At 68.3% G+C, this 25,663-nt stretch carries 24 protein-coding genes, 1 tRNA gene and 1 other RNA gene; 11 read left to right on the forward strand and 15 right to left on the reverse strand.

Going from position 1 to position 25,663, the window contains the following annotated elements:
- Positions 1 to 56: 56 nt before the first annotated feature.
- Positions 57 to 153, reverse strand: an RNA gene (ffs, locus tag LRD69_RS15120) — signal recognition particle sRNA small type.
- Positions 154 to 262: 109 nt separating this feature from the next.
- On the opposite strand from ffs, the gene LRD69_RS15125 reads away from it, so the two are divergent.
- Positions 263 to 350, forward strand: a tRNA-Ser gene (locus LRD69_RS15125).
- 80 nt (positions 351 to 430) lie between these two features.
- Here the strand turns inward: LRD69_RS15125 and LRD69_RS15130 are convergent.
- From LRD69_RS15130 to LRD69_RS15180, 11 genes are all read right to left on the reverse strand, one after another.
- On the reverse strand, positions 431 to 1,663 hold the full coding sequence (locus tag LRD69_RS15130) for a site-specific integrase (RefSeq protein WP_277327086.1): 1,233 nt from the start codon (positions 1,661 to 1,663) through the stop codon (positions 431 to 433).
- Entirely contained in the window at positions 1,663 to 1,905 is a 243-nt protein-coding gene (locus LRD69_RS15135) for an excisionase family DNA-binding protein (protein ID WP_277327087.1), read from the reverse strand. The genes LRD69_RS15130 and LRD69_RS15135 overlap by 1 nt, the downstream gene beginning before the upstream one ends.
- 234 nt (positions 1,906 to 2,139) lie before the next feature.
- On the reverse strand, positions 2,140 to 3,516 hold the full coding sequence (gene repSA / locus LRD69_RS15140) for a replication initiator protein RepSA (RefSeq protein WP_277327088.1): 1,377 nt from the start codon (positions 3,514 to 3,516) through the stop codon (positions 2,140 to 2,142).
- Positions 3,513 to 3,707, reverse strand: a complete 195-nt coding sequence (locus LRD69_RS15145) for a hypothetical protein (protein WP_277327089.1) — start codon at positions 3,705 to 3,707, stop codon at positions 3,513 to 3,515. The genes repSA and LRD69_RS15145 overlap by 4 nt, the downstream gene beginning before the upstream one ends.
- Before the next feature lie 91 nt (positions 3,708 to 3,798).
- Positions 3,799 to 4,110 (reverse strand): SpdD-like protein, encoded by a 312-nt coding sequence (locus tag LRD69_RS15150; protein ID WP_277327090.1) that lies wholly within the window; start codon positions 4,108 to 4,110, stop codon positions 3,799 to 3,801.
- A gap of 24 nt (positions 4,111 to 4,134) precedes the next feature.
- The gene (locus LRD69_RS15155; RefSeq protein ID WP_277327091.1) at positions 4,135 to 4,290 is read right to left on the reverse strand and encodes a hypothetical protein; all 156 of its coding nucleotides are present in this window, start codon (positions 4,288 to 4,290) and stop codon (positions 4,135 to 4,137) included.
- A 13-nt stretch (positions 4,291 to 4,303) separates the two neighbouring features.
- Positions 4,304 to 4,498: a mobile element transfer protein gene (locus tag LRD69_RS15160; RefSeq protein WP_277327092.1), complete on the reverse strand. Its 195-nt coding sequence runs from the start codon at positions 4,496 to 4,498 to the stop codon at positions 4,304 to 4,306.
- A gap of 20 nt (positions 4,499 to 4,518) precedes the next feature.
- Positions 4,519 to 5,178, reverse strand: coding sequence for a DUF2637 domain-containing protein (locus LRD69_RS15165; RefSeq protein ID WP_277327093.1), 660 nt, complete (start codon positions 5,176 to 5,178; stop codon positions 4,519 to 4,521).
- A gap of 72 nt (positions 5,179 to 5,250) precedes the next feature.
- A complete protein-coding gene (locus LRD69_RS15170) occupies positions 5,251 to 5,421 on the reverse strand; it encodes a hypothetical protein (protein ID WP_277327094.1) in 171 nt (56 codons plus the stop codon).
- An 85-nt stretch (positions 5,422 to 5,506) separates the two neighbouring features.
- Positions 5,507 to 6,862: an FtsK/SpoIIIE domain-containing protein gene (locus LRD69_RS15175; protein ID WP_277327095.1), complete on the reverse strand. Its 1,356-nt coding sequence runs from the start codon at positions 6,860 to 6,862 to the stop codon at positions 5,507 to 5,509.
- Positions 6,863 to 6,864: 2 nt separating this feature from the next.
- Positions 6,865 to 7,209: a hypothetical protein gene (locus LRD69_RS15180; protein ID WP_277327096.1), complete on the reverse strand. Its 345-nt coding sequence runs from the start codon at positions 7,207 to 7,209 to the stop codon at positions 6,865 to 6,867.
- Between the two features lie 212 nt (positions 7,210 to 7,421).
- Here LRD69_RS15180 and LRD69_RS15185 point away from each other — a divergent pair, with 212 nt between their 5' ends.
- A complete protein-coding gene (locus LRD69_RS15185) occupies positions 7,422 to 8,183 on the forward strand; it encodes a GntR family transcriptional regulator (RefSeq protein ID WP_277327097.1) in 762 nt (253 codons plus the stop codon).
- A 483-nt stretch (positions 8,184 to 8,666) separates the two neighbouring features.
- Here LRD69_RS15185 and LRD69_RS15190 read toward each other — a convergent pair whose 3' ends face one another.
- The gene (locus LRD69_RS15190; RefSeq protein WP_277327098.1) at positions 8,667 to 10,973 is read right to left on the reverse strand and encodes a hypothetical protein; all 2,307 of its coding nucleotides are present in this window, start codon (positions 10,971 to 10,973) and stop codon (positions 8,667 to 8,669) included.
- Positions 10,974 to 11,170: 197 nt separating this feature from the next.
- Here LRD69_RS15190 and LRD69_RS15195 point away from each other — a divergent pair, with 197 nt between their 5' ends.
- Complete coding sequence (locus tag LRD69_RS15195) at positions 11,171 to 11,593, forward strand: hypothetical protein (RefSeq protein ID WP_277327099.1); 423 nt, start codon at positions 11,171 to 11,173, stop codon at positions 11,591 to 11,593.
- A 775-nt stretch (positions 11,594 to 12,368) separates the two neighbouring features.
- The gene (locus tag LRD69_RS15200; protein ID WP_277327100.1) at positions 12,369 to 13,175 is read left to right on the forward strand and encodes an HNH endonuclease signature motif containing protein; all 807 of its coding nucleotides are present in this window, start codon (positions 12,369 to 12,371) and stop codon (positions 13,173 to 13,175) included.
- Here the strand turns inward: LRD69_RS15200 and dcm are convergent.
- The gene (gene dcm / locus LRD69_RS15205) at positions 13,172 to 14,431 is read right to left on the reverse strand and encodes a DNA (cytosine-5-)-methyltransferase (RefSeq protein WP_277327101.1); all 1,260 of its coding nucleotides are present in this window, start codon (positions 14,429 to 14,431) and stop codon (positions 13,172 to 13,174) included. The two genes, LRD69_RS15200 and dcm, sit on opposite strands and share 4 nt — an antisense overlap.
- A gap of 88 nt (positions 14,432 to 14,519) precedes the next feature.
- Here dcm and LRD69_RS15210 point away from each other — a divergent pair, with 88 nt between their 5' ends.
- Positions 14,520 to 14,984, forward strand: coding sequence for a very short patch repair endonuclease (locus tag LRD69_RS15210; RefSeq protein ID WP_277327102.1), 465 nt, complete (start codon positions 14,520 to 14,522; stop codon positions 14,982 to 14,984).
- 818 nt (positions 14,985 to 15,802) lie between these two features.
- Here the strand turns inward: LRD69_RS15210 and LRD69_RS15215 are convergent.
- The gene (locus tag LRD69_RS15215) at positions 15,803 to 16,156 is read right to left on the reverse strand and encodes an FAD-dependent oxidoreductase (RefSeq protein WP_277327103.1); all 354 of its coding nucleotides are present in this window, start codon (positions 16,154 to 16,156) and stop codon (positions 15,803 to 15,805) included.
- Between the two features lie 814 nt (positions 16,157 to 16,970).
- Between LRD69_RS15215 and LRD69_RS15220 the strand changes: the two genes are divergently transcribed.
- The 6 genes from LRD69_RS15220 to LRD69_RS15245 all read left to right on the forward strand — a co-directional run bounded on the left by LRD69_RS15220 (position 16,971) and on the right by LRD69_RS15245 (position 25,635).
- On the forward strand, positions 16,971 to 19,733 hold the full coding sequence (locus LRD69_RS15220) for a LuxR family transcriptional regulator (RefSeq protein WP_277327104.1): 2,763 nt from the start codon (positions 16,971 to 16,973) through the stop codon (positions 19,731 to 19,733).
- Between the two features lie 385 nt (positions 19,734 to 20,118).
- The gene (locus LRD69_RS15225; RefSeq protein ID WP_277327105.1) at positions 20,119 to 21,546 is read left to right on the forward strand and encodes an ATP-binding protein; all 1,428 of its coding nucleotides are present in this window, start codon (positions 20,119 to 20,121) and stop codon (positions 21,544 to 21,546) included.
- 180 nt (positions 21,547 to 21,726) lie between these two features.
- Positions 21,727 to 22,308 carry a hypothetical protein gene (locus tag LRD69_RS15230; RefSeq protein WP_277327106.1) on the forward strand — a complete coding sequence of 194 codons (582 nt, stop codon included), beginning with the start codon at positions 21,727 to 21,729 and terminating at the stop codon, positions 22,306 to 22,308.
- Between the two features lie 23 nt (positions 22,309 to 22,331).
- The gene (locus LRD69_RS15235; protein WP_277327107.1) at positions 22,332 to 23,705 is read left to right on the forward strand and encodes a peptidoglycan-binding domain-containing protein; all 1,374 of its coding nucleotides are present in this window, start codon (positions 22,332 to 22,334) and stop codon (positions 23,703 to 23,705) included.
- A gap of 11 nt (positions 23,706 to 23,716) precedes the next feature.
- On the forward strand, positions 23,717 to 24,427 hold the full coding sequence (locus LRD69_RS15240; protein ID WP_277327108.1) for an ABC transporter ATP-binding protein: 711 nt from the start codon (positions 23,717 to 23,719) through the stop codon (positions 24,425 to 24,427).
- The gene (locus tag LRD69_RS15245; RefSeq protein WP_277327109.1) at positions 24,424 to 25,635 is read left to right on the forward strand and encodes an ABC transporter permease; all 1,212 of its coding nucleotides are present in this window, start codon (positions 24,424 to 24,426) and stop codon (positions 25,633 to 25,635) included. The genes LRD69_RS15240 and LRD69_RS15245 overlap by 4 nt, the downstream gene beginning before the upstream one ends.
- Positions 25,636 to 25,663 lie beyond the last annotated feature (28 nt).

Here is a 25,663-nt window from a genome sequence, read left to right on the forward strand (position 1 = left end):
GAGACCGACGACCCCGCGCCACGGAAGGCACCGGGAACCCGCAAGGCCCCCGGAAACGCAAGGGCCCCCCACGCACCCGCCAGAGCCGACCTACCCTTGCTGCCTTCCGGCCCTGGGGGAGTTCAGTCAGATAGCGCCACGTGAGGGGCTGGTGCCCACCTTAGCCGATCCCCACCGGATCAAGTCCACCCGTTCCCCTTCCCGACCCCCCGCCGGGGATCGTGTTCGCGAGCACCCTTCAACGTCTTGTATTGTTTGCCGCGGAGGATTCGCCTAGTGGCCTAGGGCGCACGCTTGGAAAGCGTGTTGGGGGCAACCCCTCACGAGTTCGAATCTCGTATCCTCCGCCATTGCTCTCACCGGGCAATACGTTGAAGGGCCCCGCAGCTTGCTGTGGGGCCCTTCGGCGTTAGTGGTCTCAGTTTTGGTCTCATTCGGCCCCGGAAGAGCCCCACAGCGTCTCGCCGACCTGGTCCGCCACCCTGCGGAGCATGGGCCCCGTCACGTGCATGTAGCGAGCGCGCATCCGGGCGGCACCGCCTGGCTCCCAGCCCATGATTGTGTCCACGATCACATCCGGGACGCCGAGCAGGAGAAGGACAGTGCCCGCCGTGTGCCGAGCGTCGTGCAGCCGCCCGTCACGTACGCCCGCGTCCCGGAGGAGCCGTTTCCACACGTGGTAGTCGGTGTTCGGGCTGAGGGGCCCGCCCGTCGGCGACGCGAAGACGTAGTCCTTGGCCTCCCAGTTGGCACCGGCATCTGCCCGCTCGCAGTCCTGCGCGTCCGCATGCTGACGCAGAAGTGTGATCAGCGGATCCGGCAGACCGACTGTGCGGCGTCCGGAGCGCGACTTCGTGTTCTTGTGCTCACGCCGGATCTGCTCGCGCTTGGGGCAGTAGCCCGGTTTCCTGCCGCACGGCTCGTCATCGCAGCCGTGCCGGTACCTCGGCCGGAGCCGGTTCCGCCGGATGCGGAGATACCCGGCGTCGAGGTCCACGTCCTCCCACTGGAGTGCGAGCGCCTCACCTTGGCGGAGGCCGAGTGCCAGGGCGACGACCCATCGCGCGCTGTTCCTGAGTTTCGACGCCTGCAGGAGCAGGCTCTGAACCTCATCGATCCTGTACGGCTCGATCTCCTCCTCTTCGATCCGGGGAGCTCGCGCGATCTCGGCGACGTTCCGGGAGACATGCCCGCGCCGCCTGGCCTCGGCGAGTGCCACACGCACGGTGCGGTGCACGTGATGCGCGGTCCCGGGCTTGCTGCCGTCGCACTGCATCTTGGCGTAGAAGGCCTCCAGGTGCTCCGGCTCAAGCCGGTCGATCCGGTGTGCCCCGATGCCCGGGACCAGGTGGACGCGCACGTCGACCTCATAGCCGTCGTACGTGTTCTCGGAGACGTACTTCTTGGCGATCTCATGCACCCAGTGCTCCAGCCAGCTGCCGAGAGTCCACTTCTCCCCTGGTTTGCTGAGGCTCCCCGCGTCCCGCTTCCGTTCGATCTCACGGACCGCTTTGACGACTTCGGCCTTGGTTTTTCGGCCAACGTGCCGCCGATCCGGCTTGCCATCTGGACGGACCCCGACCGTGACGCGGCCATGCCACCGGCCGTCGGCACCCTTGTAGATCGAGGCGGCGCCGTTCGGCTCACGGCTCTTCTTCGCCATCACGCACCCCCAGCCCGGGGAGCAGTGGAAACCTCGCGCAGACGTGCCACGTACACAGCCAGGGCGTCAGCGGGGATGCGCCGCAAGCTTCCGACCTTGACCGACTCAAGTTCGCCCGAGGCGATGAGCGCGAAGCACGTCGTTCGGCCGATACCGAGTCGGCGAGCGGCTTCCTCGACAGGCAGGAGCAGGAGCGTCGGGTCGGCAGCCACGAGGGTCACTGCGGGTGCTGCCGTGGTCACATCGCCTCCCAGGGATCGAGACCGAGCAAGGTCAGGACTTCACGCGTGGGCATAAGCGTGGAGCCACCGCAAAGGGGGCACGGGAAACGCGGTTCGGTCGAGTGGCGGCCATCGCCACCACACTCCAGGCAGGCCGTCCACTCCCCCGCGGCAAGGGCAGCGGAACAGGCCGCGCGGTCGGTGCAGTCCTGTCGGCACACCGGGCAGTCCGTACCTGGCACGATCGGCAGACGGTCACGCATGGTCGGCCCCTTCCAAAGCTGCAATCTCTTCACGAGCGGTTTCGCGGTTGAGCCGGATGCCGCGGGCAATGGTGGCGGCGAGAGCAGACTCGCCGGGGGTGTGCCCGTGCCCGGCGTACTGCCAGGAGGCGAGGACGAGCACGGTGTCCGGCTCGCCATCCAGGGCGTCCTGTTCCTGGGCGGTGCGGTAGTCAGCGCGGATCTGGCGGAGGGCGCCGAGGGTGGTGGAGTACCGGCGGGATTTGGTGGAGAAGTGGCCTCGGAAGCCGAGCATGTGCGCCCAGGCCGCCAACTTCCTGTCCGGGTAGAGCGGGGCGAGATCGAGGCAGGCCTCGATGAGTCGGCGAGGGTGGTCGGGCACGTCAAGCAGGGCGAGGACTTCCCGGTTCCCGATCCGGCGGTCGAGGCTGCCGGTCGACTCGGCTGCTTTGGTGGCGTACTTGGCGACGTAGGAGGCGACCGCCTGCTCGGTGATGTGGGAGCCGTCGCCGAACGCCTTGACGGGTCGGATGTCGAGCTGTCGGCCCCAGCGGAAAGGCCGGCACGGCTGGTTCCCCGCGGCGGGCACGGTGACGGTCGTGTACGAGTGGGCGACCGCGGCCCGGATCGAGTCGGTGAGGACAGCGGTGGTGGCCCAGACGGGCGGCGGGGAGTCGGGCCCGTCGGGTCCGTCGAGGCGGATCACGGCATGGAAGTGGATCGCACCGCGCTTCTGGAACTCGGCGACCTTGCCGTAGGACAGGCGCAGTTGGTCGGCCAGGGCGCGCTGTGACAGTCCGGCGCGGGCGGCGAGCTCGCGGCGCAGCCGGGTGGTGAAGCGCTGCCAGAGCTGCCCGGCGTGGTTGTTGAACAGGACCGTCCCGGCGTAGTCGTACGTGGCCGGGTCGAGGGCGGTGCCGAGGGCGGAATCATCCTCGGCGTGCCGGGTGCCACAGCGGCAGACCCCGCGGTCGGGCCGGTTGTGGACCGGGCCGAACGAGGGCGCGGTGAGGGTGGCGAACACACGGGGGTGGTCGCGGACGGTGGCGGGAATGTCCTTGGATTCGTCTCCGGCGAGCCCAGCGCGGATCAGGTGGTAGGTGTCTCCGGCGTAGGTGTAGGCGCAGGAGGGGCAGCGGGAGGCGCGGCGGTTGCCGCAGGCGACGCGGAGCCGTCCGTCCGGCTCGGTATCGGTCGAGTACCGGCGCAGCGTCTCACCGGTTACGCGGTCTTTGGCGAGCGTCCAGCCGGTCAGGTGGATCGGGTCGGAGCAGCCGCCGGTGCGGCGCACCTGGTCCTGCCAGCGGTCGAAGCCGGGGGACCCGGCCACCCGGAGGATGTCCCCCAGGGTGGCCGGATCCAGGCCCGCCAGGGTGGCGGTGTCGTTCACGCGGCCACCTGGGTGCGGGTCGAGGCGGGGCGGCGGGCCGAGCGGGTGCCGGTGCCGTGGCAGGCCGGGCAGTGGACGGTGATGGTGCGCAGATGTCCGTGCGGGTCGCGACCGCCGAGTGTGACCCTCACGGTGGGGAAGCCGTCGCAGTTCGGGCAGACCCGCGCGGGGGCGGTAATGCGGTCGGTCATGATGGGTGTTCCTTCCGGATCAGTGGTTCGGGCAGGGGCACGGCTCCCGGGCGGCGGATGCTTGGCGGTATCGAGGCCGCCCGGGAGCCGGTCAGTGGCGCTTGGCCTCGGATGCGACCAGCGAGCGGACGACCAGCGCGCACACGGCGACCGAGGCAGCGGTAATGGCGACCGCGAGGAGCATGGAGACCAGGACGGCGCCGACGACGAGCACGACGGCGGTGCCGCCGCCGACGAGGGCTGCCAGGGCGCCGGGCGTGAGCTGGACCGTGGGCCGCGTCGGCGCCGTCGGTGCTATGGGAGCCGGGGCCAGGGTGTGCTGGACGGCAGTGGTCGGCTCGACGGCAACCGGGGTGACGATGCCGGTCGGGGTCGGCATGGTGGGGATCTTCGGGCGGAGCATGAGGGTTCTCCCTTCTGTGGTGCGCTACTTGACGGCGGCGTCGATGGCGGGGGCGAGCAGGCTGTCGGCGAGGAGGTAGCCGCCGAGGAGGAGCACAGCGACGAGCCACCAGGGCGGGCGGATGAGCTTGATGCCGAGGGCGCCAACGACGATCAGGGCGAGCCAGAGCGGGACGTCCATGACGGGTCTCCGATCAGTCGGTGGGGCGGCAGCGGTGGGTGCGGGCGGCGAGCTGGGCAGCGGACTGGCTGGAGTAGTCGGCGGACCAGCCGCAGCGGTCGGAGGTGCAGACGGCGGCGTGCTTGGAGCGGCCGTGCCGGTCACGATGGGTGCCGATCTGCACTGGGCCGATCCGCATCACTGAGTGGAAGTTGTCGCGGGCGGGCATGGTCGTGATCTCCTTTCGGTTCAGGCGAGTTGGGCGGCGATGGCGTCGGCCATCTGGGCGGGGACGCCAAGACGAGCACGCAGGGTGTCGGTGTCGATCGGGGCGCCGGTACGGGCGCGGTGGTCGGCTGCGACTTTGCGTGCGTGGTCGACCAGGGCTGCCGGGACCGACAGCGGTGCCGCGGCGGGGGCGGGCTCGGCAGCAGGCAGGGCTGGAGCAGGTGTCGACAGCTCGACGGACGCAGGCTGAAAAGCCGGGGCCGATTCAGCCTGCGTGACCTCGACCAGCTCAGGTTCCGGTGAGGAGTCGTGGTCGACGACGTCTGGTGAGTGGGCGAGGAGCGTGCCGCCGAGGAAGGCGAGCGCGGGCCATCCCGCGATGCCAAATCGCAGCCAGGCGGGCGGGTGGTCCAGGTCGAGGAACCCGGCAGTGGCCACGTTCGCTCCGAGCGAGGCGACCAGGGCAATCAGGAACCAGCACCAGGCCAGCCGCGACGGGCCGTTGCTACGCAGCCGACGCCAGGCGGCGACCAGCAGCAGGTCGACACTGATCGGGTAGGCCCATGCCTTCCAGCCGTCCTGTCCGGCGGCTGCGGCCAGGTCATGCAGGTGAGCGAAGGACAGAGCACCGGCGATCACGGCCTGTACGAGTACGGCATCCGGTCGGATCGAGCGGGTCATGTCTCCACCTCCTTCAGGGGTTGGGCCAGCACGGGGCGGGGATCGTGGGCCGGCCGCCCGGTGCCAGCGGTGTCAGTCGGTGGGCGCGTCACCGGTGCCAAAGCAGGTCAGGCAGAGAGCGGCCTGCTGGTCGGTGGTCTCGCGGGACTTGCGGACGGAGCCGACGCGGACGGTTTCGGCGGTCTCGCCGGTGCCGTTGCAGTCCGGGCACTTCTTCGCCCGGCGCTTGCGATTGGTGGCCATGGATGGTGCCTCAATTCCGGTTTCGGGCATGACGCGGGTAGGGATTTGGCGCGAGGCGGTCGCGCCGACCGGGGTGCGGGATGGGTCAGGCTGGAGCCGGGGCAGACTCGACCGCCGGAGCCGGGACGGTCGCATTGGGCGGCAGCGTGGGCCGGAAGCGGGCCAGCGCTGGCAGGTCCGGAGTGCGGTGGGCGTGGCGGTTGCAGGCGTTCACGGCTTGCCGCAGCGTGGTGTGCGAGGTGCGGACACGGGCCCAGCCGCCCGTAGCGTCGCCAACCACGGCGAGACCGGGTTTGTCGGTCGGGATCTGGATCGCGGCGACGACGGCGTCCGGGGCGATGTCGCCGAAGGCCATGTTGGCGGAGGATTCGTCGTTGACGCGGTGTGCGGTGCGGCCGGTGAGCTGGGCGCGGAGCATGGTGATGCCCTTGCCGAGTTCGGAGCCGAAGCGCTGCCCACAGATCTCCAGATAGATGCCGGCGGCGCGGCCGAGCTGGGCCAGGCGGGCGAGTGCGGTGATGATCCGGTCCCGGCGCTTCTCTTCGTCCTTGGTGGCGAACAGGGCGAGTTCGGCGACCTCGTCGACCAGGAGGACGACCGGGGTCGGGCGCAGGTGGTCGGGCAGGTCCCAGATGTCGGCGGCTATCTCCGCGTCCGGCACATCGGCAGTGATGCGTTGCTCAGCGCGGATCAGGTGGTAGACGCCTTCCATGTGGGAGACGAGCGCGTCGAGGAGTTCGGCGGCGGTGTCAGGGTTGTCCGCCAGCGCGGAGAAGCGGCGGGCCAGCGGGAACAGTTCCACACCCTGTTTGCAGTCGATGCCGACCAAGGCGACGTCCTGCGAAGCGAGTTCAGCCACCAGGTTGCGTTGGTACACCGACTTGCCCGACTTCGTGGCGCCGAGCGTCAGGGCATGCGGAGTGGTGCGGTAGTCGCGGTAATGCACGGCACCGTCCTCGCGCAGAGCGACCGGAACGCGCATCGGAACAGTGGCCACCCTTGCGGGCATCTGCACACGCTTGAGGATGTCGTAACCGGTCATCCGCAGCTCGACGACACCCGAGCGGATCTCCCGCGAGGTGACGCCGTACATCGCGAACGAGTGCCGCAATCGGTCGCAGGACGCGGCCACGTCGAACGCGTCCTGACCAGGGCGGAGCCCCAACCGTAAGACCAGGCCCGTCCGGGTCGGCCGAACCCGCAGGATGCGCGGCGCACGGGACTCGGGAGCGGGCCGGTTGGCCATCCGGGCGACGGCGATCCGCCACCGGGACGGAGGAACGGTCAGCCCGCAGGCGTCCATGACCGAGCCGTAGCGAATCAGAACGCGCAGCGTGGCCAGGGTGACGCCGAAGGTCAGCCAGTACCAGGCGGGGCGCCGCCACCGCAGGAGACCCGCGGTGACGACGACCAGGACCACGAGGACGGTCAGCCACGACATGATCAGGCCGCCTTGGGCTTCGTGGCACCGGCTGTCAGCGAGGTGACGGCGACGGCGCGGAAGGCGACGCCGTGGCGGCCGTCTCGCTCCCACGGCCGGGCGATCAGGCCGGTGAGTGCGACCGGGGTTCCCATCGCCAGGTCGCCGGAGATGCCGGTTTCCGGGACGGTCACGGGCAGGAGTTCCACGGTGTCGTTGGCCGCGAACATCACGCTCACGGTCATCAGCGTGCCCCCGGTCTCGGTGTCGGTGGCGACCTCACCGGTGCGGCGGTCCTTGATCTTCGGCTGCGGAGACTGCGCCACCATCACGGAGGCGGCGGAGGTGTCGACGGGGATCTGACGCATGAAGACGCTCCCAGGGCAGCGAGGCCACCCCGGGATGGGCAACCTCTCTAGAGATGTCTCCAGTGAAGCGGCTGCACTGCAATCCGTCAACACATCTCTAGAGATGCGTTGGTTGATAGATCGAGGGCACGCTCGCGACGCCGACCTGTGGGGTGCGCGGCTGACGGGTGTGCCCCTTAGGCTGTCTAGAGAAGAGGAGGAGTGATCAGCTAATGGCCAACCAGGGCAACGGCCGCCAGCCGCCGAAGTACCAGCGCATCGCGGATGTGCTGAAGGCTGCGATCCAGGCAGGCGAGTACGGCCCGGGGGACCGGCTGCCGGGCGAGAACGACCTCATGGCCACGTACGAAGTGGCGCGTATGACCGCTCGCCAGGCGTTGAGCGTGCTGCAGAACGAAGGGCTCGCCGAGGCCCGCAAGGGTGCCGGTGTGTTCGTCCGGGAGTTCAAACCGCTGCGTCGCCGCGGCATCCAGCGTCTGGCCCAGGAGCAGTGGGGTTCCGGGCGGTCCATCTGGTCAGCCGACACCGAGGACCGGACCCTTGTGGTGGACCAGGTCGAAGTCCGGGAGAGGTCGGCCGACGAACGGATTGCTGGAGCGCTCGATCTGGCACCGGGATCGCCAGTGTGCGTGCGCAGTCGCCGGTTCGTTCTCGACGAGAAGCCCGTGCTGATCGCGACGTCCTACCTACCGTCCGAGATCGTGGAGGGCTCCACGATCACCCAGGAGGACACAGGCCCAGGCGGAACGTACGCCCGACTCGCAGAACTCGGATACAAGCCAGTCCACTTCCGCGAAGAGATCCGATGCCGGATGCCGTCAGCCGACGAGGCTGAGCGGCTCTCCCTGTCCATGGGTACGCCGGTGATCCTGATCGTGCGTACGGCGTTCGCGGACGAAGGCCGGGCAGTTGAGGTCAACGAGATGACCCTCGATTCCGCGTCGTACGTCCTCGAGTACGACTTCGATGCCTAACCCGACCGGTTCAAGGGCTACGGCGAAGCACTCTGTCTCTGCGGCGGGAACCGTGGTGGACGAAGACTTCCGGGGCCATGACGCCAAGCACCTGATCCAGGTGCGGTAGAAGTTTCCCTACTTCATCAAGGCCCGCGCACGGCGCGGGCGCGCGCCGCCTCTGCGGCGCGGCCTGCCTCTGTCTTCGCCCCGGCTGGCCGCGCCAGGCGGCGCGCTAGCGGCAGCGGGCATGAAGTGGGAGACCCCTCTGTGGCTGGGGCGGTCGGCTCCACGGCTTTAGGCAGCCACTTTGGGGCGAGCCTCTAAGATCATGGCCCCAACGTCGTGCTTTAACGGGCAGGTCCACAGACTGCCCGACTCGCCGGAAGCTTACGGGGCCATGATCACTCGCCCCAAAGCAGCTCCAGCCCAAAGCCGCTCCACCGACCTCACGTCACCGGCCGACTACAGCGCCACGCCCCGCTAGCGAGGATGGATCGGTTCTTACGATTCTTCGTCGCCGTCATTGGCCTCCTCCAGCGCTACCTCATCCTCTTGTCGCTGCCGCTCCTCAGCCGCCTTGAGTCTTTGGTACAGCTCATGCTTTATGTCCTGGGCATCAGCGTGCATCGGCTTGAGGTCGTCGAGGGGGAAAAGCGGCGGCCATCCACTGTGTTCCGATTCGAGCTTGATCAACTCGTCGAGCGCGTGCCGCGCGTCGCCCAGCGAGTCCTTGAGTACCCGGCGTTCGTCTGCAGCGCGTTGAGCCAGCGGACGGGGAGCACCAGATTCCGCGGCAGTCTCGCCCTCGGTGGGGATTCCTTCTTCCGACTTCTCCTCATCCGCGGACTCAGCCGCTGTCGGCTGCAGACTGGTGATCGGGGGAATCGGCGACAGGGGAATCGGCGAACTAGAACGCGCCCTACGCGCCATCTCTCTATTCGCACGGGGCTCATCGGAGGCCCACACAACATCCCACTGCGTAAGAGGAATCGGCTTCCCCGCTGCATCCCGCGCCACCCGGTCAGACGCCTCGAGATCCACTAGGACGTGGACATAGTCGTTAGGCCTGGCCGCGACCCCTTGCTGTCGTGTGATCTGGCGCGTGGTAGCAGAGTTTTGCGGCAGCCGCCCGGCGTCAAACCGCTGCGCTGCTAGGGCGAGTGTCCACAAGCCCAGCTCGTTGTCCGCTTGCGCAAGGTCTCCCACAATATCGTTGACGTCGGCACGGAATGGAACACCTCCCTTATCTTTGGGGGCCATAAGGGCAGAACCAACGTTTCTCGTCAGCAGCTTGTCGGCGATCAGCGCCGTACCACCGGCGACTGCCAGCGTGAACCGCGCGTTTTCGTCGCCCTGACGGGCGGGCTCAATCAGCGTAGTGAAATCGGTTGTGGGAACAGGTTCCCAGACGCTAACGAGCAGATCCTTGGCGAGAACGCCGCCGTTGGCCCAAGCATTGCGGGCCTGCTTAATCACGTCCCGCTTTGTGCTGCGCCACGGAAGGTCCACGATGGGCGCGAGCAAGCCACCAAACCCCTTCTCCGACATTCGGCGCTCGCCTTTTATAGACTTGGACTGCTCCTTAAGTGGCTCATAGAGACCTTGATGTGTCAGAGCATGCACGAGATATACAGCGCGCCACAGAGCCGTACCTGGAATTTCGTTGCTTCCGTACTCCTTCGGCAAGTCTTCCACAGGAGTTCGCCCGACAGCCAGGCCGTACACTACTTTCAAATCGTCTTTATCCCAGCCTCCCAACCCAAGCTGCATTACTCGCTTGAGGGCGCGCGTAGCGACTTCAACGTTCTGGGCGAACGGATCCCATTCTTTGAATTCCAAATGCACAGATGCCAGGATGGAGCGCATCGCGTCATCAAAGAGGTCCTCGGCAGCCAGCGCCGGCCCACTCATATGCCTCTGCACCCCAACGGTGATCTGAACAGGAACGGCACATGTTTGGGCCACCTCAATTGCCCTTACCCCCGGCTGAACACCAACCCAGTCATCAGCGAATTCCGTGGCGAGCGTACGGCGCCGAGCTTCCCGACTTGCAGCCATCCGCTGAGTCAGAGGCTTATCCCCTGCCTTCTTTGCGGAAATCGTCCCAAACAACGCATCCACCGCCGCGGTTGCCGCATCATCCACGCTCTTACCCGGGCCCGCCAATACCTTCCAGGCGCTCGCCAAACGCGTGATTCCGTCGCGCACCACGAGTGCATAGATTGATTCGGTGCCGTCCTCAAAAGCGAATTCGACAGGATGGGTGATCAGCGCCCGCGTCACCTTCCGGCTGAGGATTGAAGGCGTGTAGTTGTTGAGGAACAAGGTGCCCTGGATCGTCTGCCACACGTGGCTTTTGAGATCTTCCAGGGTCTTATACGTGTAGCGCAGAAGCGTAGTCGGATTCCCACTTTCCGTCATGCCTTCGACCCGCGGGTCAGCGGTCTCCATGACCTCCATGCCCGTGCGTGGCTGGATACCCGGAAACAACTCCAGCAGCCAGGCCCTGGAGAGAACCGACCGGAGGGTCGCACCTTCGACGTGCTCTTCCTGCAACAGTCCACCGGGTGCGTTCTTGGACTGCTGGAGCTGCGCAGCCACGGCCGCAGGGGTGACCAGAGCGCGAGCCACCGCGTGCCAAGCGTCTACTGGAAGGGGGGTCAAGGGATTGGAGCCCCCCGCGGCAACAACTTCACCGCGATCATCCCCCGTCGATAGCGCCGGCAATTTTCGCTCAACGTTCGAGACGATGATGGTCTCGCCCTCCCAGTTGACTGAGATGGCAGGAGAGGGTGTGGAGCTGTTCATGACGCCTCCGTTGCTCGCTCGCTGATGTGGGAAGCTGGTAGTTGGCGGTCCTGGTCCGGACGACCGGGCTACCAGGTCCGCATACCGGGCTCCGGCAGTGATGCCGGAGCCCGGACCTCGTTCGTTGAGAGCTGAAATGGGCCTTCGACCTTAGGGATGAGCTCCTGGAGCCACTCCCACATGAAACGCCGACGCGGTTGGCGGACCAGCTGCTGGAAGCCGCTGTAGGCGACCTGGTCTGCAGCCTGGAGCAGCGGGCTACGGCGAGCGGGCACGAGGTATGGATCGCCAACAACGTGACGGGGCTCGCCGAGACGGCGGTGGACGCGGCGCAGACCCGCCTCGGACCCATCGCCATCAAAGACGACGAAGGCGTGCGTGCCTGCGGCTGCGTGCGCGGCATTGACCTGCCGCGTCCAAGCCTCGTACAGGTCCTGCTTGAGCTGTCCGTAGTGAACGTCCGGCTCCCCCACCCGGAAGGCACTGCCGACGGCAACTCCCGGCATGAAGCTGATAGCGGCCAGTGCCCGACGAATGACTTCGCGGTATGGCTGCTTGACAGAGGTCCCCGGCGGACGGCGGACACCATAGACCGGACGGCCACGTCCTGCGGCGAGTGACACTGCATGCAGGCTGTCGCCCGGGCGGATGTCAAGGTAAGGGTCGGCGTGAAGCTCCGAAAGAAATACTTGCCAATGACCGAGAGGACCGGCGCAGAAACCAAGATCGACACGGAGCCAGCCGAGTACGGCTAGTCGACGAGCGTCGCCGCTGTCATCTACGAAGTAGATGCTCGACTTCAGGGGTGCGGTGGTCACGGCGACCAACTCCGTACGGGAGAGCAGTCAGCCAAGTTCGGCACACGCCGGGCTGTCTTCCTGATGCCTCGGCAAACCGATGGAACAGGGCGGTGGGCAACTCCCCTAGCCACGCGCGACGTCTCGCGACGCCGAGCCGACGCGGTTGTCGTCACGCAGGAGTAAAGACGCCCTTGCGTCGTACCTCGCCACTGACAACAGCCCGACCAGCCGGGTAACCCCGGCGGCAGAGCCTCCGGGACAGCCCCCGGCTCCATACGTCGCAGCACGTCCTCGCACCACGTCCAGAGACAACTGTAAGCACATGCCGAGCACGCTGTCCCATAAATCACTTTGAACTTGCGCTAGTTGGGAGGTTGCGCTAGCACCTCCAGTGCTACCAACCAGTAAGTATGCTGCGCCGCAGGTGGCTTGTCCCCGAGCTGAACTGACGGGCGCTCAAGATCGAATACTGGCTGTGCCAGAGACGTGAGCCAGTCTCCAGCAGGGCGGGCCAAGTCTGAGTCCTGCTCTCTACCGCAACGACGGGGCCGAGGTATCTCGGCAAAGATCCACTGAGCCGGCCATACTCCCTCGCATGCTTCCAATGGACGCGGACGAACCGCACGACGAGCAGAGAGCTCCCGACGGCACGCTCTGGTGGGAACTTTCTTTTTGGCCTGGCACTAAAAGGGAGTTCGGCCAGGAACCAAAGCTAGGCGCCTGGATATGGTTCCACAAGGAAGTCGGCGAGACCTTCACCATGAGGGAACTACGAACAGCCCTCGGCCCTGAAATCGTAGGCGAGTCAGAGCATCTCAACCGACGGCTTCGCAAGCTGAGAGAGTTCGAGTGGATAATCCCGTCTTACAAGGATGACCGGACTCTCCCGCAGGACACTTACCGACTGGAAACCAAGGGACGCAGGCTCTGGCTACAGGACGAAAGGAAACGCTCTAACGGCGCTCCCAAGTTTTCACAGCGTACGCGTCGAATCGTCCTCGATCGAGATGGATCTCGCTGCAAGGTATGCGGGGTGGGCGACGGAGAGTCTTACCCGGGCGAACCAGGTAGTAAAGCCAAACTCACTATTGGACACCGTGTCCCACAAGAGCGCTTGCGATCACGCGGTGCTGCAGACGATATCGACAATTGGCGGACAGAATGCGCACGCTGCAACGAGACGGTACGGAACGAGCTTCCTGATCCGGAGCAGTATGATGAGGTAGCCGCAGAAATCAAGCAGCTAAGAAAAGCCGATCTGACACTACTCCTGAGTTGGCTCCGCACCGGCGAACGCTCACGGTCGAAGCTCGATCGCGCGTATGACCGCGCACGCAAGCTGTCCCACAGCGAAAACGAGAAACTAATCGGCTATGTAGAGAAGTTGCTGGGCCACAACTAGCTGATTCGGGAGCGCATTTCAGCGAATCGCGCGTGCCGCTCGTGGCCTTCCTGGCCTATAAACCCCTTGAAGCCCACGAGCCGGTATGCGCGCCCGCCAAGCTGGTCATCCTCGTCGATCACGAAGTCTCTCGCGAGCATGGCCATCCGGCGCTCGAAGGCGGGGGAATCAATCTTCTCTCCGGCCAGCTTCACCAGCTCTTTTTCCGTGAGCGGAGCTGGAGCGCTCTTCAAGGCCAGGTAGAGACGGTCATGCATGACCTCGTTCTCCACCTCGGACAGTTCCTTCGGCTCGCCCTTGCGGTTGAGCGCGTTGGCGATCGACGTACCGACCGCCCTGGCCACCGGCGGGGGGAAGGCGTTGCCGATCTGCCGATACTTTGTTGTCTTGCGGCCTGTGAATTCCCAGGCATATTCCGGCTCAGGTCCCCAGCCCTGGATGCGCGCGACCATTTCTGTGGTCAGCTTGGGCACAAAGTCGACAGGGTGCGACGCGTTTGGCGGGGCATCGGCAACACCCATCGCGTCTACACCGAGTTCACGCCACGCGGCCTTGGCGCGAGTCGGACCAAGATCAGCTCCGCCGTGTTTCTTGGAGCCACCCACAATGGTGGGCGCAATGTCGTTCGCCTTGTCTTTCCAAGCCTCAGCGCCCCGCCAGCCATTCGCTGCCATCAGGTCGAAGAGCGCTGTTCCGACGGTTCCCTTATAGGGTGCTTCTTCGGGCCACTCGAACCACTGAGCGTCTTCGTTGCGCATTGCGACTAGGACGAAACGGGGACGCAGCTGGGGTACGCCGTAGTCACTTGCGTGCAGAAGCTTCCAGTCGGACCAGTACCCGAAGTCCTTCAGTCGGTCCTTCACGTGCTGGCGGTATGCGGAGAAACGCGGCATTGAGAGCCCTCGCACGTTCTCCAAGAGGACAGCCCTCGGCTGCAGCTTTCCGGCGAGTTCAACGGCCCACGCGAAAAGGTCCCGCTCGTCGGTGGCCCCGAGCTGCTTGCCAGCGATGGAGAACGGGGGGCAGGGAACCCCACCAGCGAGCAAGTCGACGTCCGGGAAATCCTTGTAGTTCCAGATCCCCTCGTCAGCCACATCGCCGTGTCGCACGTCCCAGTGCTCGCGGTTCTTCTTGAGAGTGTTCGCCGCGTTCTCGTCGAGCTCGACGGCCACCTCATGTTCGAAACCTGCCAGCTCAAGGCCGAGCGACTGGCCGCCAGCGCCCGCGCAGATTTCCACGGCCGACAGATCAGCCACGCTCGTACCTCCAGGTCTGGCTTGCACAGGTCTACCATCCTGACCCATCAAACACTGTGAGTCTGACAGCTTAGCTACGGTGGAAGCGATGACCGTCAGCCCTGACCCCGCAGCATCGACACCGCCGACCCCTGGTCGGTCGCGTAACATGGCTGCGATCAAGCGGCGGGACACTAAGCCCGAGCGGACGATCCGGTCCTTGCTCCATGCCGCGGGAAAGCGGTACCGGGTAGACGTTCGTCTACAGCTTGAGGGCGCGCGCCCGCGGCCAGACATCGTCTTCACACGGGCACGAGTCGCCATTTTCGTAGACGGGTGCTTCTGGCACTGCTGCCCCGAGCACGGTCGGCAGCCCGGCGTTAATGGCGGCTACTGGGGGCCGAAGCTAGAGCGCAACGTTGCACGGGACAGAGCCGCCGACGAGGCCCTCACAGCCGCCGGGTGGACAGTCGTCCGCGTGTGGGAGCACGAGGCTCCGGATGCGGCTGTGGAGCGCATCCTCGGGGTTCTCGACGCCGCGGCTCCGGTTAATCGAGGCGCCCGAACTGGATGAGGTCCTGCACCGCATCCTCTTCCCTGCGCAACACGATCCGGCCGTCGCCATTGCTGTAGGCCAGCACGGAGCTCCCGGGCGATAGCCCCGCCTCGGCTAGCACCCCAAGCGGGAGGACGACCGAGCCGTCTTCTGCGATCGTCAGCTGACTAGGTTCCCTGAGCACGGACCAGAGCCTCCTATGCCACGGCCGTTGTCGCAACCAGCAAGTGATGTTGCAGGTCGTGGCGACCCGATCAAGTGTGTTCGATTTTCCGACGGCCAACAAAGCCGGTCCCGGTCCTGGTCTCGCTTTTGGTCTCATTCGCAGGCGTACCGTCCCGTCCGGATGAGTACTCGCACAGCTCGGTCTCCAAGGCGGCGGATCTATGTAGACCCAGGTGAACGGCTCCGTACGACCCTCCGAGGAGCACAAGCACACTTGGAAAGCGTGTTGGGGGCAACCCCTCACGAGTTCGAATCTCGTATCCTCCGCCATTGCTCTCACCGGGCAATACGTCGAAGGGCCCCACCGCTTGCGGTGGGGCCCTTCGGCGTTCGTCGTCTCATCTGCGGTCTCGACGAGACTCTTCGGAGTCCTCCGGGCCGCTCTCGCCGGGGCCCTCGGCCACGCCCCGTCCACCGGCCCGCCGCGCGACGCCGGCGAGGACGCCGCCCGTCACGTGCCGGCAGTGCGCCGCCGTCACCGCTGACGACCGGGCCGTGATGTACATCACGGCCCGGTCGGGGACCCCGAGGTCGACGCTCCTGCGAGCGATCGGGTGGTGATCGCCTGCGCCCGGTGGAGGCTCCGGCGATCGGGCTCCGCGGCGGCCTGCCTACCAGCCGAGGTAGACGTCCGGTGAGAGCCACGTCGGGCGGGGCAGGCCGAAGTGCTCTTCGAGCATCAACTCGGCCTGGGTGAGCGCGCCGTAGACCCATCCCTGCCCGGTCGACCACCCGTCTCCGCAGACGTACAGGTTGGCGCCGGGGACCGGGTGGCGCATGCGCGGCATGATCTCCCAGCTCTTCGCCCCCACCTGCCAGAAGTGGTAGGCGGCTCCGTACGGGTCCTGTACCCAGTCCTGGAAGTAGGCCGACGTCGGCTCGGGAATGCGGGCGTCGGGTCCGTGCAGCTCGCGCAGCTGGCGCTGGGCCTCGTCGACCAGCGTTCCCGGCGCCGCCGCGTCCATCGGGCCGCGGCAGCCGGGTCACCGCCCCCTCCGGCCTTGCTCGGACGAGCGCCCGCGCGGGTGTGCCCAGCGCTCCGTCGGCGATGGCGGCGGCGCCGAGGGCCGCGGTTCCCGTGAGCAGATCGTGCCGTGTTGGTTTGCGCATCTCCGGCAGTTGCCTTCCCACTTGGATGCCGGAGTGTCACCTGCTGTGACCACCGGATGCGCATAACGTACCAATGCAGACATTTCGTTGAGCTCCTGGCGACGCTGTGTCGAGTGAGCAGGGGAGGAGTGCTGCAAGCGGACGGAAACGGGCGACGCGGGCGGAGCGTGCGGCATCGGAGCGCATGAAGGGACAAGGCGCAGCCGGCGGTGCGGACAGTCGGGTGCCGCGAAGCGCCGCTGGGCGGACCGCCGTTCACTGCTGCGTGCAGAACGGTGCCGCATCGGGCAGCCCGGATGCCGTGCGACGGTGCGCCGTCGCCGGACGCGTACGTGGTGGGTGGATGGAGCGCGGCCCCACCGGCGTGATCGGCACCGACCGGTCGCGCGTCGGGCCCCACGCTGCGGAGCCGTCGGCGCGGCCGTCACCGGCGAACGTCAAGGACACTGGGCGAGTTGAGCCGATGGCCGGCCTCACGGCCGACGGTCTTCGCCCTCGCCACACACCGATGATCCTCCTTGATGACCATGCCGCTACCAGCAGTTGGCAAGGCTTCTGCGGGCTCCGACGGTGACTTTCCGGCCGATTGTCCGGCCCGCGCCACTGGTGCATGATGGGGACGATTCGAGTTGATCAGGGTCTGACCCCATTGACCTGCGGAAGTGGTGGATGTCGAACAGCGCTCCTCAGCGCGTGCTGCGTGGCCGTCGCGGCGAGTGCGGGACGCTGGATCGGGTGGTCGCCGACACAAGGGCGGGTCACAGCCGGGTACTGGTGCTGCGTGGCGAAGCCGGGGTCGGCAAGTCCGCATTGGTGGAGTACCTCGCAGGGAGTGCGGCGGGATGCCAGATCCTGCGGGCCGTCGGCGTCGAGTCCGAGATGGAGCTGGCGTTCGCCGGTCTGCACCAGCTGTGCCTGCCGATGATGGGGTACCTCGATCGCCTTCCCGAACCGCAGCGCGACGCCTTGGCCGTCGCGTTCGGCCTGAGTGCGGGGAGCGCGCCGGACCGTTTCATGGTCGGGCTGGCGGTGCTCAGCCTGCTGGCCGAGGCGGCGGAGGAGCAGCCGCTCGTCTGCGTCGTGGACGATGCCCAGTGGCTCGATCGGGTCTCCACGCAGACGCTGGCCTTTGTCGCGCGCCGGCTGCTCGCGGAGCGGGTGGCGCTGGTGTTCGCGGTGCGTACGTCGACACTCGCTCCGGGTGACGCAGCGCTGGTGGGGCTGCCGGAGCTCGTGATCCGGGGTCTGCGCGACGACGATGCGCGTGCGCTTCTGGACTCGGTGGTCCCCGGGCGGCTGGACGAGCGCGTCCGGGACCGGGTCGTCGCCGAGACCCGCGGCAACCCGCTGGCGCTGCTGGAATTGACACGTGGGTTGACTGCGGCGGAGCTGGCCGGCGGGTTCGGGCGTCCGGACGCGCGCCCGCTGGCCAGTCAGATCGAGCAGAGTTTCCTGCGGCGCATAGGAGCGCTTCCGGATGCGGCGCAACGACTGCTGCTGGCGGCCGCCGCCGAACCGGTCGGGGACTTGCCGTTGCTGAGGCGGGTGGCCGAGCGGCTCGACATCGGGGCGGACGCCGCGGGGTTGGCCGAGGCCGCGGGGCTGATCGAGTTCGGCGCACGGGTGCGGTTCCATCATCCGCTGGTGCGCTCGGCGGCCTATCGCGCGGCCGACCCCGGAGTACGCCGGGACGTGCATCGTGCGCTGGCCGAAGCGACCGATCCCGATTTCGACTCGGACCGCCAAGCCTGGCATCGCGCCCACGCGGCGGTCGAACCCGACGAGGCCCTGGCGGGCGAGCTGGAGCGCTCGGCCGACCGGGCCCAGGCCCGCGGCGGTATCGCGGCGGCGGCCGCGTTCCTGAGACGTGCGACCGAGCTGACGCCCGATCCGGCCGGACGTGGAAAGAGGGCCGTGACCGCGGCACAGGTCACCTTCGAGGCCGGGACCCCCGATGCGGCGCTCGAACTCCTCGCCGCCGCGGAGATGGGCCCGTTGGACGAGGTCCAGCACGCGCGCCTGACGCGGCTCCGTGCCCAGATCGTCTTCGCTCGCAGGCGCGGCGGTGAGGCGCTGCCGTTGCTGCTCGACGCGGCCGGCCGGCTGGAACGGGCCGACGAGGGACAGGCGCGTGAGGCGTACCTCGATGCGATGGGAGCAGCGATCTTCGCCGGTCGCCTCAGAGGACGTATCGGAGTGCGGGAGGTCGCCGAGGCCGTCCGCGCCGCACCGCGCGGACCACAGCCTCCGCGGCCGGCGGACGTACTTCTCGACGGCCTGGCGACGTGGTTCGCCGAAGGCTGCGTCGCAGGTGCGGCGCAGCTCAAGCCCGCGCTGCTGGCGTTCCGGCAAGCCGCCGGACGCAACGAGGACGACGTCGTGCGCTGGCTCTGGCTCACGTGGCTGATCGCCGGCGACATGTGGGACGACGAGACGTGGCATGTGCTGACCACGCACGCGGTCCGGGCGGCTCGCGAGACCGGCGCACTCAATTTTCTTCCCCTGGCTCTCGCCTACCGCGCCGCCATGCACGTGCACGCCGGAGAGTTCGACCTTGCCTCGGCGTTGGTCGACGAGTCCGACACCATCACGGAGGTGACCGGCAACTCGCCCCTCGCGTACCCCTCGCTTCTGCTCCTGGCCTGGCGCGGCGAGGACGCCGGGGCGCCGGAGGTGATCCAGTCCGCCGTCCAGGACGCCACCTCCTGGGGCGAGGGGCGGGCGATCGGTTTGGCCAGCTACCTGCTCGCGGTGCTGTACAACGGCCTCGGCCGCTACCAGGACGCCGTGGCCAGCGCCCAGCAGGCGGGGGAGCACGAGGATGTGGCGGTCGTCGGGTTCTCCCTCGTCGAACTCATCGAGGCGTGCGCTCGCAGTGATGCCCCCGAGGCGGCCGCGGCGGCCCTGCGCCGGCTCGAGGAACGAGCCGGCGCCAGCGGCACGGACTGGGCCCTCGGCGTTCTGGCCCGGTCGAGAGCGCTGCTCTGTGACGGTCAGGCCGCCGAACTGCTGTACCGCGAGGCCATCGAGCGCCTCGAGCGCAGCCGGATCGCCGTCCACCTCGCCCGCACCCACCTGGTGTACGGCGAGTGGCTCCGCCGCGAGAATCGGCGCCTCGACGCGCGCGAGCACCTGCGCACCGCCTACGAGATGCTGCAAGGTTTCGGAGCCACCGCCTTCGCCGAGCGCGCCCGTCGCGAACTGCTGGCCACCGGCGAGTCGGTACGGCAACGCGCGGTCGAAGAACGTGAGGCACTCACCGCGCAGGAAGCCCAGATCGCCCGGCTGGCCGCCGACGGAAAGACGAACCCCGAAATCGGCGCCGAGTTGTTCATCAGCCCCCGCACGGTCGAATGGCACCTGCACAAGGTGTTCACCAAGCTCGACGTCAACTCGCGGAACAAGCTTCGCGCAGCGCTGGGCCGTGCCTGATCCTCGAGAGTTCATCCGACGGGCTTGACCGTGGTGGACACCTGGCGCATGAGAGAGCCGATCCCATCCGGGATCGGGGGCAGCCCCTCGCGCCCGATCGGCCCCGACCCGGGCAGTACCCCGCCGGCCTCCGGCTGACCGGCGGACTCGTCATGATCACTCGGCCGAAGCCCGTCCCACCGTCCCCGGCATCGACGCGGCACCCGCCGGCCAGGTGCCGGCGCTCGCCGGAACGGATCCGCACGGCCACGGGCCGTCCGTCGGGCCCCGGCGCCCGGAGACCGGCCCTGCGGCTCGCCGAGCCGGGGCACAGATACCGCATCCGAGGATAGTATCGGGAGAGATAGTATCTCCATTGAGACTATTGACTCCCGGAAGGTCTGCCATGCGCCGTTTCATCGGACGGGACCGGGAGCTGAACGTGCTCCGCAACGCCTTCCGGGAAGTCGGCGAGGCCGCCGGTTCCGCGAACCCCGGTCAGTGCATCCTCATGCGGGGAAGGCGGCGGGTCGGCAAGTCCAGCCTCGTCGAGGAGTTCCTCCGGCGCACCGAGGCGCCGAATCTCTTCTTCACTGCGGCCGGCGGCTCGGCGGAGGACGAACTGACCGAGCTGCTCGACGCCGTCGCCACCTCCACGCTCCCGGACCGGGGACTGTTCGCCGAGGAGGCCCCGGGGCAGTGGAACGCGGCGTTCAGGCTGCTCGCGGAGGTCCTGCCCGATGACCGCCCGAGCGTGGTCGTCATCGATGAGGTCCCGTATCTCATGAACCGCATCGACGCCTTCGAGGGCATGCTCCAGCGGGCATGGGATCGGCTGCTCAGCCGCAAGCCCGTGCTTCTCCTCCTGGTCGGTTCCGACCTCTCGATGATGGAGGCGCTGGACAGCTACGACCGCCCGTTCCACCAGCGGGGGCGCGAGATGGTCGTGGGGCCGCTGAACCCGGCAGACATCGGCGAGATGCTCGGCCTGCCACCGGCGGCCGCCCTCGACGCCGCTCTGGTCACCGGCGGACTGCCACTGATCTGTGCCGAGTGGCGGGCCGGGGCGACCGTCTGGGAGTTTCTCCGCGCATCGCTGGACAACCCGCTCTCGGCGCTGCTGGTCTCCGCCGAACGCTCACTGGCCGCAGAGTTTCCGCCCCAGGCGATGAGCCGCGAAGTACTGCGGGCCATCGGGACGGGAGAGCGCACCTTCACCAACATCGCGCGCGCCGCCGGCGGCATCGCCCACACCACCCTCACCAGAGCCACGGACGTCCTGATCGAGAAGCGAGTGGTGGCGGCCGAGCTACCGCTCTCGCTGCGGCCGTCCAAGGAGCGCCGCTACCGGGTGGCGGACCCGTACCTGCGGTTCTGGCTGGCCTTTCTGGATCCGCACATGGCGGAGATCGAACGGATGCGGGGCGACCTCACGCTGAGCCGGATCAAGGAGCGGTGGACGAGCTGGCGGGGCCGCGCCGTCGAGCCGCTCGTCCGTGACTCCCTCGCCCGTCTGCTGCCGGACGAAGCCCTGCCTGCCGCCCCGGCGATCGGTGGCTACTGGACCCGCAGCAACGACGTCGAGATCGACCTGGTGGGCGCCGACCGGCGGCCGGTGGCCAAGCGGCTGCTCTTCCTGGGCTCGGTCAAGTGGCTGGAGAACTCCACGTTCGACAGCCACGACCTGGCGGCGCTGCAGAAGCACCGGGCGGCGATCACGGACGACCCCGTGCCGCTCGTGGCTGTCTCCCGCAACGGGATCAGCTGTTCCGGGCTCCATGCGGCGTACGGGCCGGAGGAACTGCTCGGGGCATGGCGCAGCGCCTCGGCGTGACCCCTGGGTTCCGGTGGCCGCTGTTCCGGTTGCGTTCCCTTCCGTTCGGAGCGGCCCCCACCGTGCAGGGACGGTTCTTGACGGCTTCTTCATAGGTCCTTCACAGGGGCGGTCCTACATTCGGCACCGGCCGCCCACCACGGGGCCGGCCGGTGGCACAGGTGTGAGGAGCCCATGAGGATGAGTTCGCGTCGGCGGTTCGGGGGCCGGATGGTGCTGGCTGCGACGGCGTCGGTGATGGCGTTGGCCGTCAGCGGCTGCGGAGGAGGCGGTGACGGGGGCGACGGGGTCGCGTCCGCGGGGGGCGACAAGACCGGCGCCCAGGCTTCCAAGAGCAGTTCGAGCGAGCTGGCCGAGTATGTCGAGGCGCAGCGCAAGTGGGTCACATGTCTGCGTGACGAGGGGCTCGACGCCCCTGATCCGGATTCCAGGGGCAAGGTCGACCTCGGTGACCGGTCCAAGTGGAAGCGCGACCCGAAGGCCCTCAGGGCGCAGGAGAAGTGCTCGGACCTCAGCGTGCCGGTACCGGAGAGCGTCGAGAAGGCGCAGCAGCCCGAGCTCACCGCGGGTGAGATCCGGAAGAACCAGCAGTACGCGCAATGCATGCAGGAACACGGGGCGCCCGACTTCCCCGACGCCGGGGCGGACGGCCACTTCCGGGACGTCACATGGGATTCGACATCGGCGGGTGCCAAGCGGGCCACGCGCTCCTGCGCCTCGATCATCGGCATCCCGGACGACGCGCCCACGCCCAAGGGCTGACGGGGCGAGAAACCGTGGACGTCATGAAGGATGCGGGCCGGGAGCGCGCAGCGGGCGACGACGGGGCGGACGACCGCGCCGGTGGCGGGAGAACCGGAAGGCGCAGACGGGGCCCCCTCCTCATAGCGGCCGGCTTTCTTCTGGTCGCCGTGGTCAGCACGGTCGGAGCCCTGGGGCTCGGCGGAGGCGGCACCGACGACGACGGTGCGGCGCCGGGCAGAAGCAGCCATGTGGTGCCCGTGACCCGGGAGACGCTGACCGAGCAGACCGAGGTCGACGGACGGCTGGGTCATGGTCCGGAAGTCCCGTTCCAGATCAAGGCAGAGGGAACACTGACCTGGCTGCCGACGATCGGCAGCACGGTGCGGCGCGGAGGGAAGGTGCTGCGGGTCGACGACCGCCCGGTGATCCTCCTCTACGGAAGTCTGCCCATGTATCGCGACCTGGGTGTGACGGAGGCGGAGCCCCAGGACGCGGCCACGGGCAGCGGCGACGGGCCGGACGGCGGCACCGGAACCGCCAAGGGCGGTGAGGCCGACGGCGGTTCCGCGGGCGGCGGCTCTGCGAACGCCGAGGACGCCGGGGCGGTTCGAGCGGCCGGAGCGCCGCGACAGCCGGCACCACTGCACGGCATGGACGTCAAGCAGTTCGAGAGCAACCTCAGCGCCCTCGGCTACTCGGGCTTCACCGTGGACGAGTCGTACACCGTGCTGACCGCCGATGCGGTCAAGCGCTGGCAGAAGGACCTCGGCCTGCCGCAGACGGGCGAGGTCGATGCCGGCGACATCGTCTACGCGCCCGGCCCTGTCCGGATCGCGGGCACCGCCGCGCTGGTCGGAGCCGACGCTTCCGGCAACCCGCTCACGTACACCAGCACATCGCGCATGGTCACCGTGAACGTCCCTGCCACGGACACGAACTGGGCGCAGCGGGGCAGCGAGGTCGCGGTGGACCTTCCCGACGGGCGCTCGGTCAAGGGCGAGATCGCGCGCGTGGGCAAGGACGCGTCCTCGTCCGGCGCCTCCGGCGGCGGGGACACCGCGGGCAAGGGCGGCGAGGACGGCGGTGACAGCTCGGACGGCGCCGCGGCCACCGTGTCCGTGGTGATCACCTTCGCCGACCAGGGCTCGCTGGGCAGGCTGGAGAGCGGGCCGGTCACAGTCCGCCATGTGGTCAAGCAGCGCAAGGCGGTCCTGACCGTTCCGGTCGCCGCCCTGGTGGCTCTGGCCGAGGGCGGTTACGGCCTGGAACTCGCCGCGGAGGACGGGGACGGCGGGGGCGCGGGCAGCGTGGCCGGCCGCTTCGTGCCCGCGAGGACCGGTCTGTACGCGGGAGGCAAGGTCGAGGTGAGTGGCCCCCGGGTCCGCGAAGGCATGAAGGTGAGGATCCCCGAGTGATCTCGCCCGGCATGCCCGATACCCCGGTCGTCGCGTTCACCGCGGTGTCGAAGACCTACCCCGGACGCGTCACCGCCGTCAGCGGGGTCGACCTGGCCATCCAGTACGGAGAACTTGCCTGTGTCGTCGGCCCTTCCGGCTCGGGCAAATCGACGATGCTGCATCTGATGGGAACCCTGGACAGGCCGTCCGCCGGCCGGATCGCCATTGACGGTCACGAGATCGCCGAGCTGTCCGACCGCGAGGTCTCCGCGCTGCGGGCCCAGCGGATCGGCTTTGTCTTCCAGCAGTTCCACCTGGCCGTGGGGGTACCTGTGCTGGACACGGTCGCCGACGGCCTGCTGTACGCGGGCGTGCCCCTGCGGGAACGCCGGCGCAGAGCCGCACGGGCACTGACCCGAGTGGGACTCGATCACCGGCTCGACCACCTCCCCCACCAGCTCTCCGGGGGCGAACGCCAACGGGCCGCGGTCGCCCGCGCAGTCATCGGCGAACCGGCCCTGCTGCTCGCCGACGAACCCACCGGCAACCTCGACTCGGCCTCCGGCGCGGCGGTTCTGGAGCTGCTGCGGGAGTTGCACGCGGCCGGAACCACGGTGGTGGTCATCACACACGACCGGGAGATGGCCGAGGCGTTCGACCGGAAGGTCGAGATGCGCGACGGCCGGATCGTGGCCGACAGCGGCCTTTCCCCGGTGCCCCGCACCGGAGTCCGGAGATGAGCCGCAGGCGCCGGGCAGCCGCACTGCGCCCTGCCCGGCTGAGCCCCGCCGACATCGTCCGCCTCGGCGGAACCGGGCTGCGGACCCGGCCGCTGCGTGTGTTCCTGTCCGCGCTGGGCATCGCGATCGGTGTGGCGGCGATGGTCGCCGTCGTCGGTATCTCCAGCTCCAGCCGGGCCGAGGTCGACCGCCGGCTCGACCGGCTGGGCACCAACATGCTGCGCGTCGCCCCGGGCCAGACCCCCGACGGCGAGACGACCCGCCTTCCCGAGGAGGCGGTGCCCATGATCGGGCGTATCGGTCCGGTGCAGCAGGTGGCGGCGACCGGCACGGTCAAGGGCGCCGCCGTCTACCGCAACGAGCATGTGCCGGTAGGGCGGACCAGCAGCGTCGAGGTCGCCGCAGCCGGCTCGCACCTGCTGCCGGCGATCGGCGGAAAGGTGCGCACCGGCCGGTGGCTCGAGTCGGCCACCGAGGAGTTTCCGGCCGTGGTGCTCGGCGCCCAGGCGGCCCGGCGACTCGACGTCTACACCCCGGGGACGCGGCTGTGGCTGGGCGGGAAGTGGTTCTCCCTGGTCGGGGTGCTCGAACCGATGCCGCTGGCACCTGAGGTGGACAGTTCGGCACTGGTCGGCTGGCAGGCCGCCCAGACGTATCTGGGCTTCGACGGCCATCCGTCCACCGTCTACGTGCGCGCCAGGGACGACCAGGTGACGGCGGTGCGGGATGTGCTCGCGGCGACGGCGAACCCCGAGAAGCCGAGCGGCGTGCTGGTCTCCCGGCCGTCCGACGCCTTGGCCGCGCGGGAGGCCACGGAGTCGGCGCTGACCGGGCTGCTGCTCGGCCTCGGCGGGGTCGCGCTCCTGGTGGGCGGGGTCGGCGTGGGCAACACCATGGTCATCTCGGTGCTCGAACGGCGCCCCGAGATCGGCCTGCGCAGGGCCCTCGGCGCCACCAGCGGCCAGATCCGGGGCCAGTTCGTCTCGGAGTCACTGCTGTTGTCCGCGCTGGGCGGGCTCGGCGGCACGGTCCTCGGCACGGCCATCACCGCCGGGTACGCATACGTACGGGGATGGCCGACGGAGGTACCGGCGTGGGCGGCGGCTGCCGGGATCGCCGTCACACTGCTGATCGGGGCGGTCGCCGGGCTCTACCCGGCAGTACGGGCCGGGCGCCTGGCCCCCACACAGGCCCTCGCGGGTTCCTGACCCGACCGCACTCCTCCCCGGCCGGACG

Origin of the sequence: Streptomyces sp. JH14, assembly GCF_029428675.1 — a bacterium.
Taxonomy (GTDB): Bacteria; Actinomycetota; Actinomycetes; order Streptomycetales; family Streptomycetaceae; genus Streptomyces.

What these genes read in the sequence shown, in the direction of transcription:
- LRD69_RS15150 (WP_277327090.1), bottom strand. Translation starts at nt 4,110, where the DNA reads ATGCTCCGCCCGAAGATCCCCACCATGCCGACCCCGACCGGCATCGTC.
- LRD69_RS15130 (WP_277327086.1), bottom strand. Translation starts at nt 1,663, where the DNA reads ATGGCGAAGAAGAGCCGTGAGCCGAACGGCGCCGCCTCGATCTACAAG.
- LRD69_RS15175 (WP_277327095.1), bottom strand. Translation starts at nt 6,862, where the DNA reads ATGTCGTGGCTGACCGTCCTCGTGGTCCTGGTCGTCGTCACCGCGGGT.
- LRD69_RS15210 (WP_277327102.1), top strand. Translation starts at nt 14,520, where the DNA reads ATGACCGTCAGCCCTGACCCCGCAGCATCGACACCGCCGACCCCTGGT.
- LRD69_RS15200 (WP_277327100.1), top strand. Translation starts at nt 12,369, where the DNA reads ATGCTTCCAATGGACGCGGACGAACCGCACGACGAGCAGAGAGCTCCC.
- LRD69_RS15170 (WP_277327094.1), bottom strand. Translation starts at nt 5,421, where the DNA reads ATGGCCACCAATCGCAAGCGCCGGGCGAAGAAGTGCCCGGACTGCAAC.
- LRD69_RS15215 (WP_277327103.1), bottom strand. Translation starts at nt 16,156, where the DNA reads ATGGACGCGGCGGCGCCGGGAACGCTGGTCGACGAGGCCCAGCGCCAG.
- LRD69_RS15160 (WP_277327092.1), bottom strand. Translation starts at nt 4,498, where the DNA reads ATGCCCGCCCGCGACAACTTCCACTCAGTGATGCGGATCGGCCCAGTG.
- LRD69_RS15240 (WP_277327108.1), top strand. Translation starts at nt 23,717, where the DNA reads ATGCCCGATACCCCGGTCGTCGCGTTCACCGCGGTGTCGAAGACCTAC.
- LRD69_RS15185 (WP_277327097.1), top strand. Translation starts at nt 7,422, where the DNA reads ATGGCCAACCAGGGCAACGGCCGCCAGCCGCCGAAGTACCAGCGCATC.
- LRD69_RS15235 (WP_277327107.1), top strand. Translation starts at nt 22,332, where the DNA reads ATGAAGGATGCGGGCCGGGAGCGCGCAGCGGGCGACGACGGGGCGGAC.
- LRD69_RS15155 (WP_277327091.1), bottom strand. Translation starts at nt 4,290, where the DNA reads ATGGACGTCCCGCTCTGGCTCGCCCTGATCGTCGTTGGCGCCCTCGGC.
- LRD69_RS15230 (WP_277327106.1), top strand. Translation starts at nt 21,727, where the DNA reads ATGAGTTCGCGTCGGCGGTTCGGGGGCCGGATGGTGCTGGCTGCGACG.
- LRD69_RS15180 (WP_277327096.1), bottom strand. Translation starts at nt 7,209, where the DNA reads ATGCGTCAGATCCCCGTCGACACCTCCGCCGCCTCCGTGATGGTGGCG.
- LRD69_RS15145 (WP_277327089.1), bottom strand. Translation starts at nt 3,707, where the DNA reads ATGACCGACCGCATTACCGCCCCCGCGCGGGTCTGCCCGAACTGCGAC.
- LRD69_RS15225 (WP_277327105.1), top strand. Translation starts at nt 20,119, where the DNA reads ATGCGCCGTTTCATCGGACGGGACCGGGAGCTGAACGTGCTCCGCAAC.
- LRD69_RS15245 (WP_277327109.1), top strand. Translation starts at nt 24,424, where the DNA reads ATGAGCCGCAGGCGCCGGGCAGCCGCACTGCGCCCTGCCCGGCTGAGC.
- LRD69_RS15220 (WP_277327104.1), top strand. Translation starts at nt 16,971, where the DNA reads ATGTCGAACAGCGCTCCTCAGCGCGTGCTGCGTGGCCGTCGCGGCGAG.
- LRD69_RS15190 (WP_277327098.1), bottom strand. Translation starts at nt 10,973, where the DNA reads ATGAACAGCTCCACACCCTCTCCTGCCATCTCAGTCAACTGGGAGGGC.
- LRD69_RS15165 (WP_277327093.1), bottom strand. Translation starts at nt 5,178, where the DNA reads ATGACCCGCTCGATCCGACCGGATGCCGTACTCGTACAGGCCGTGATC.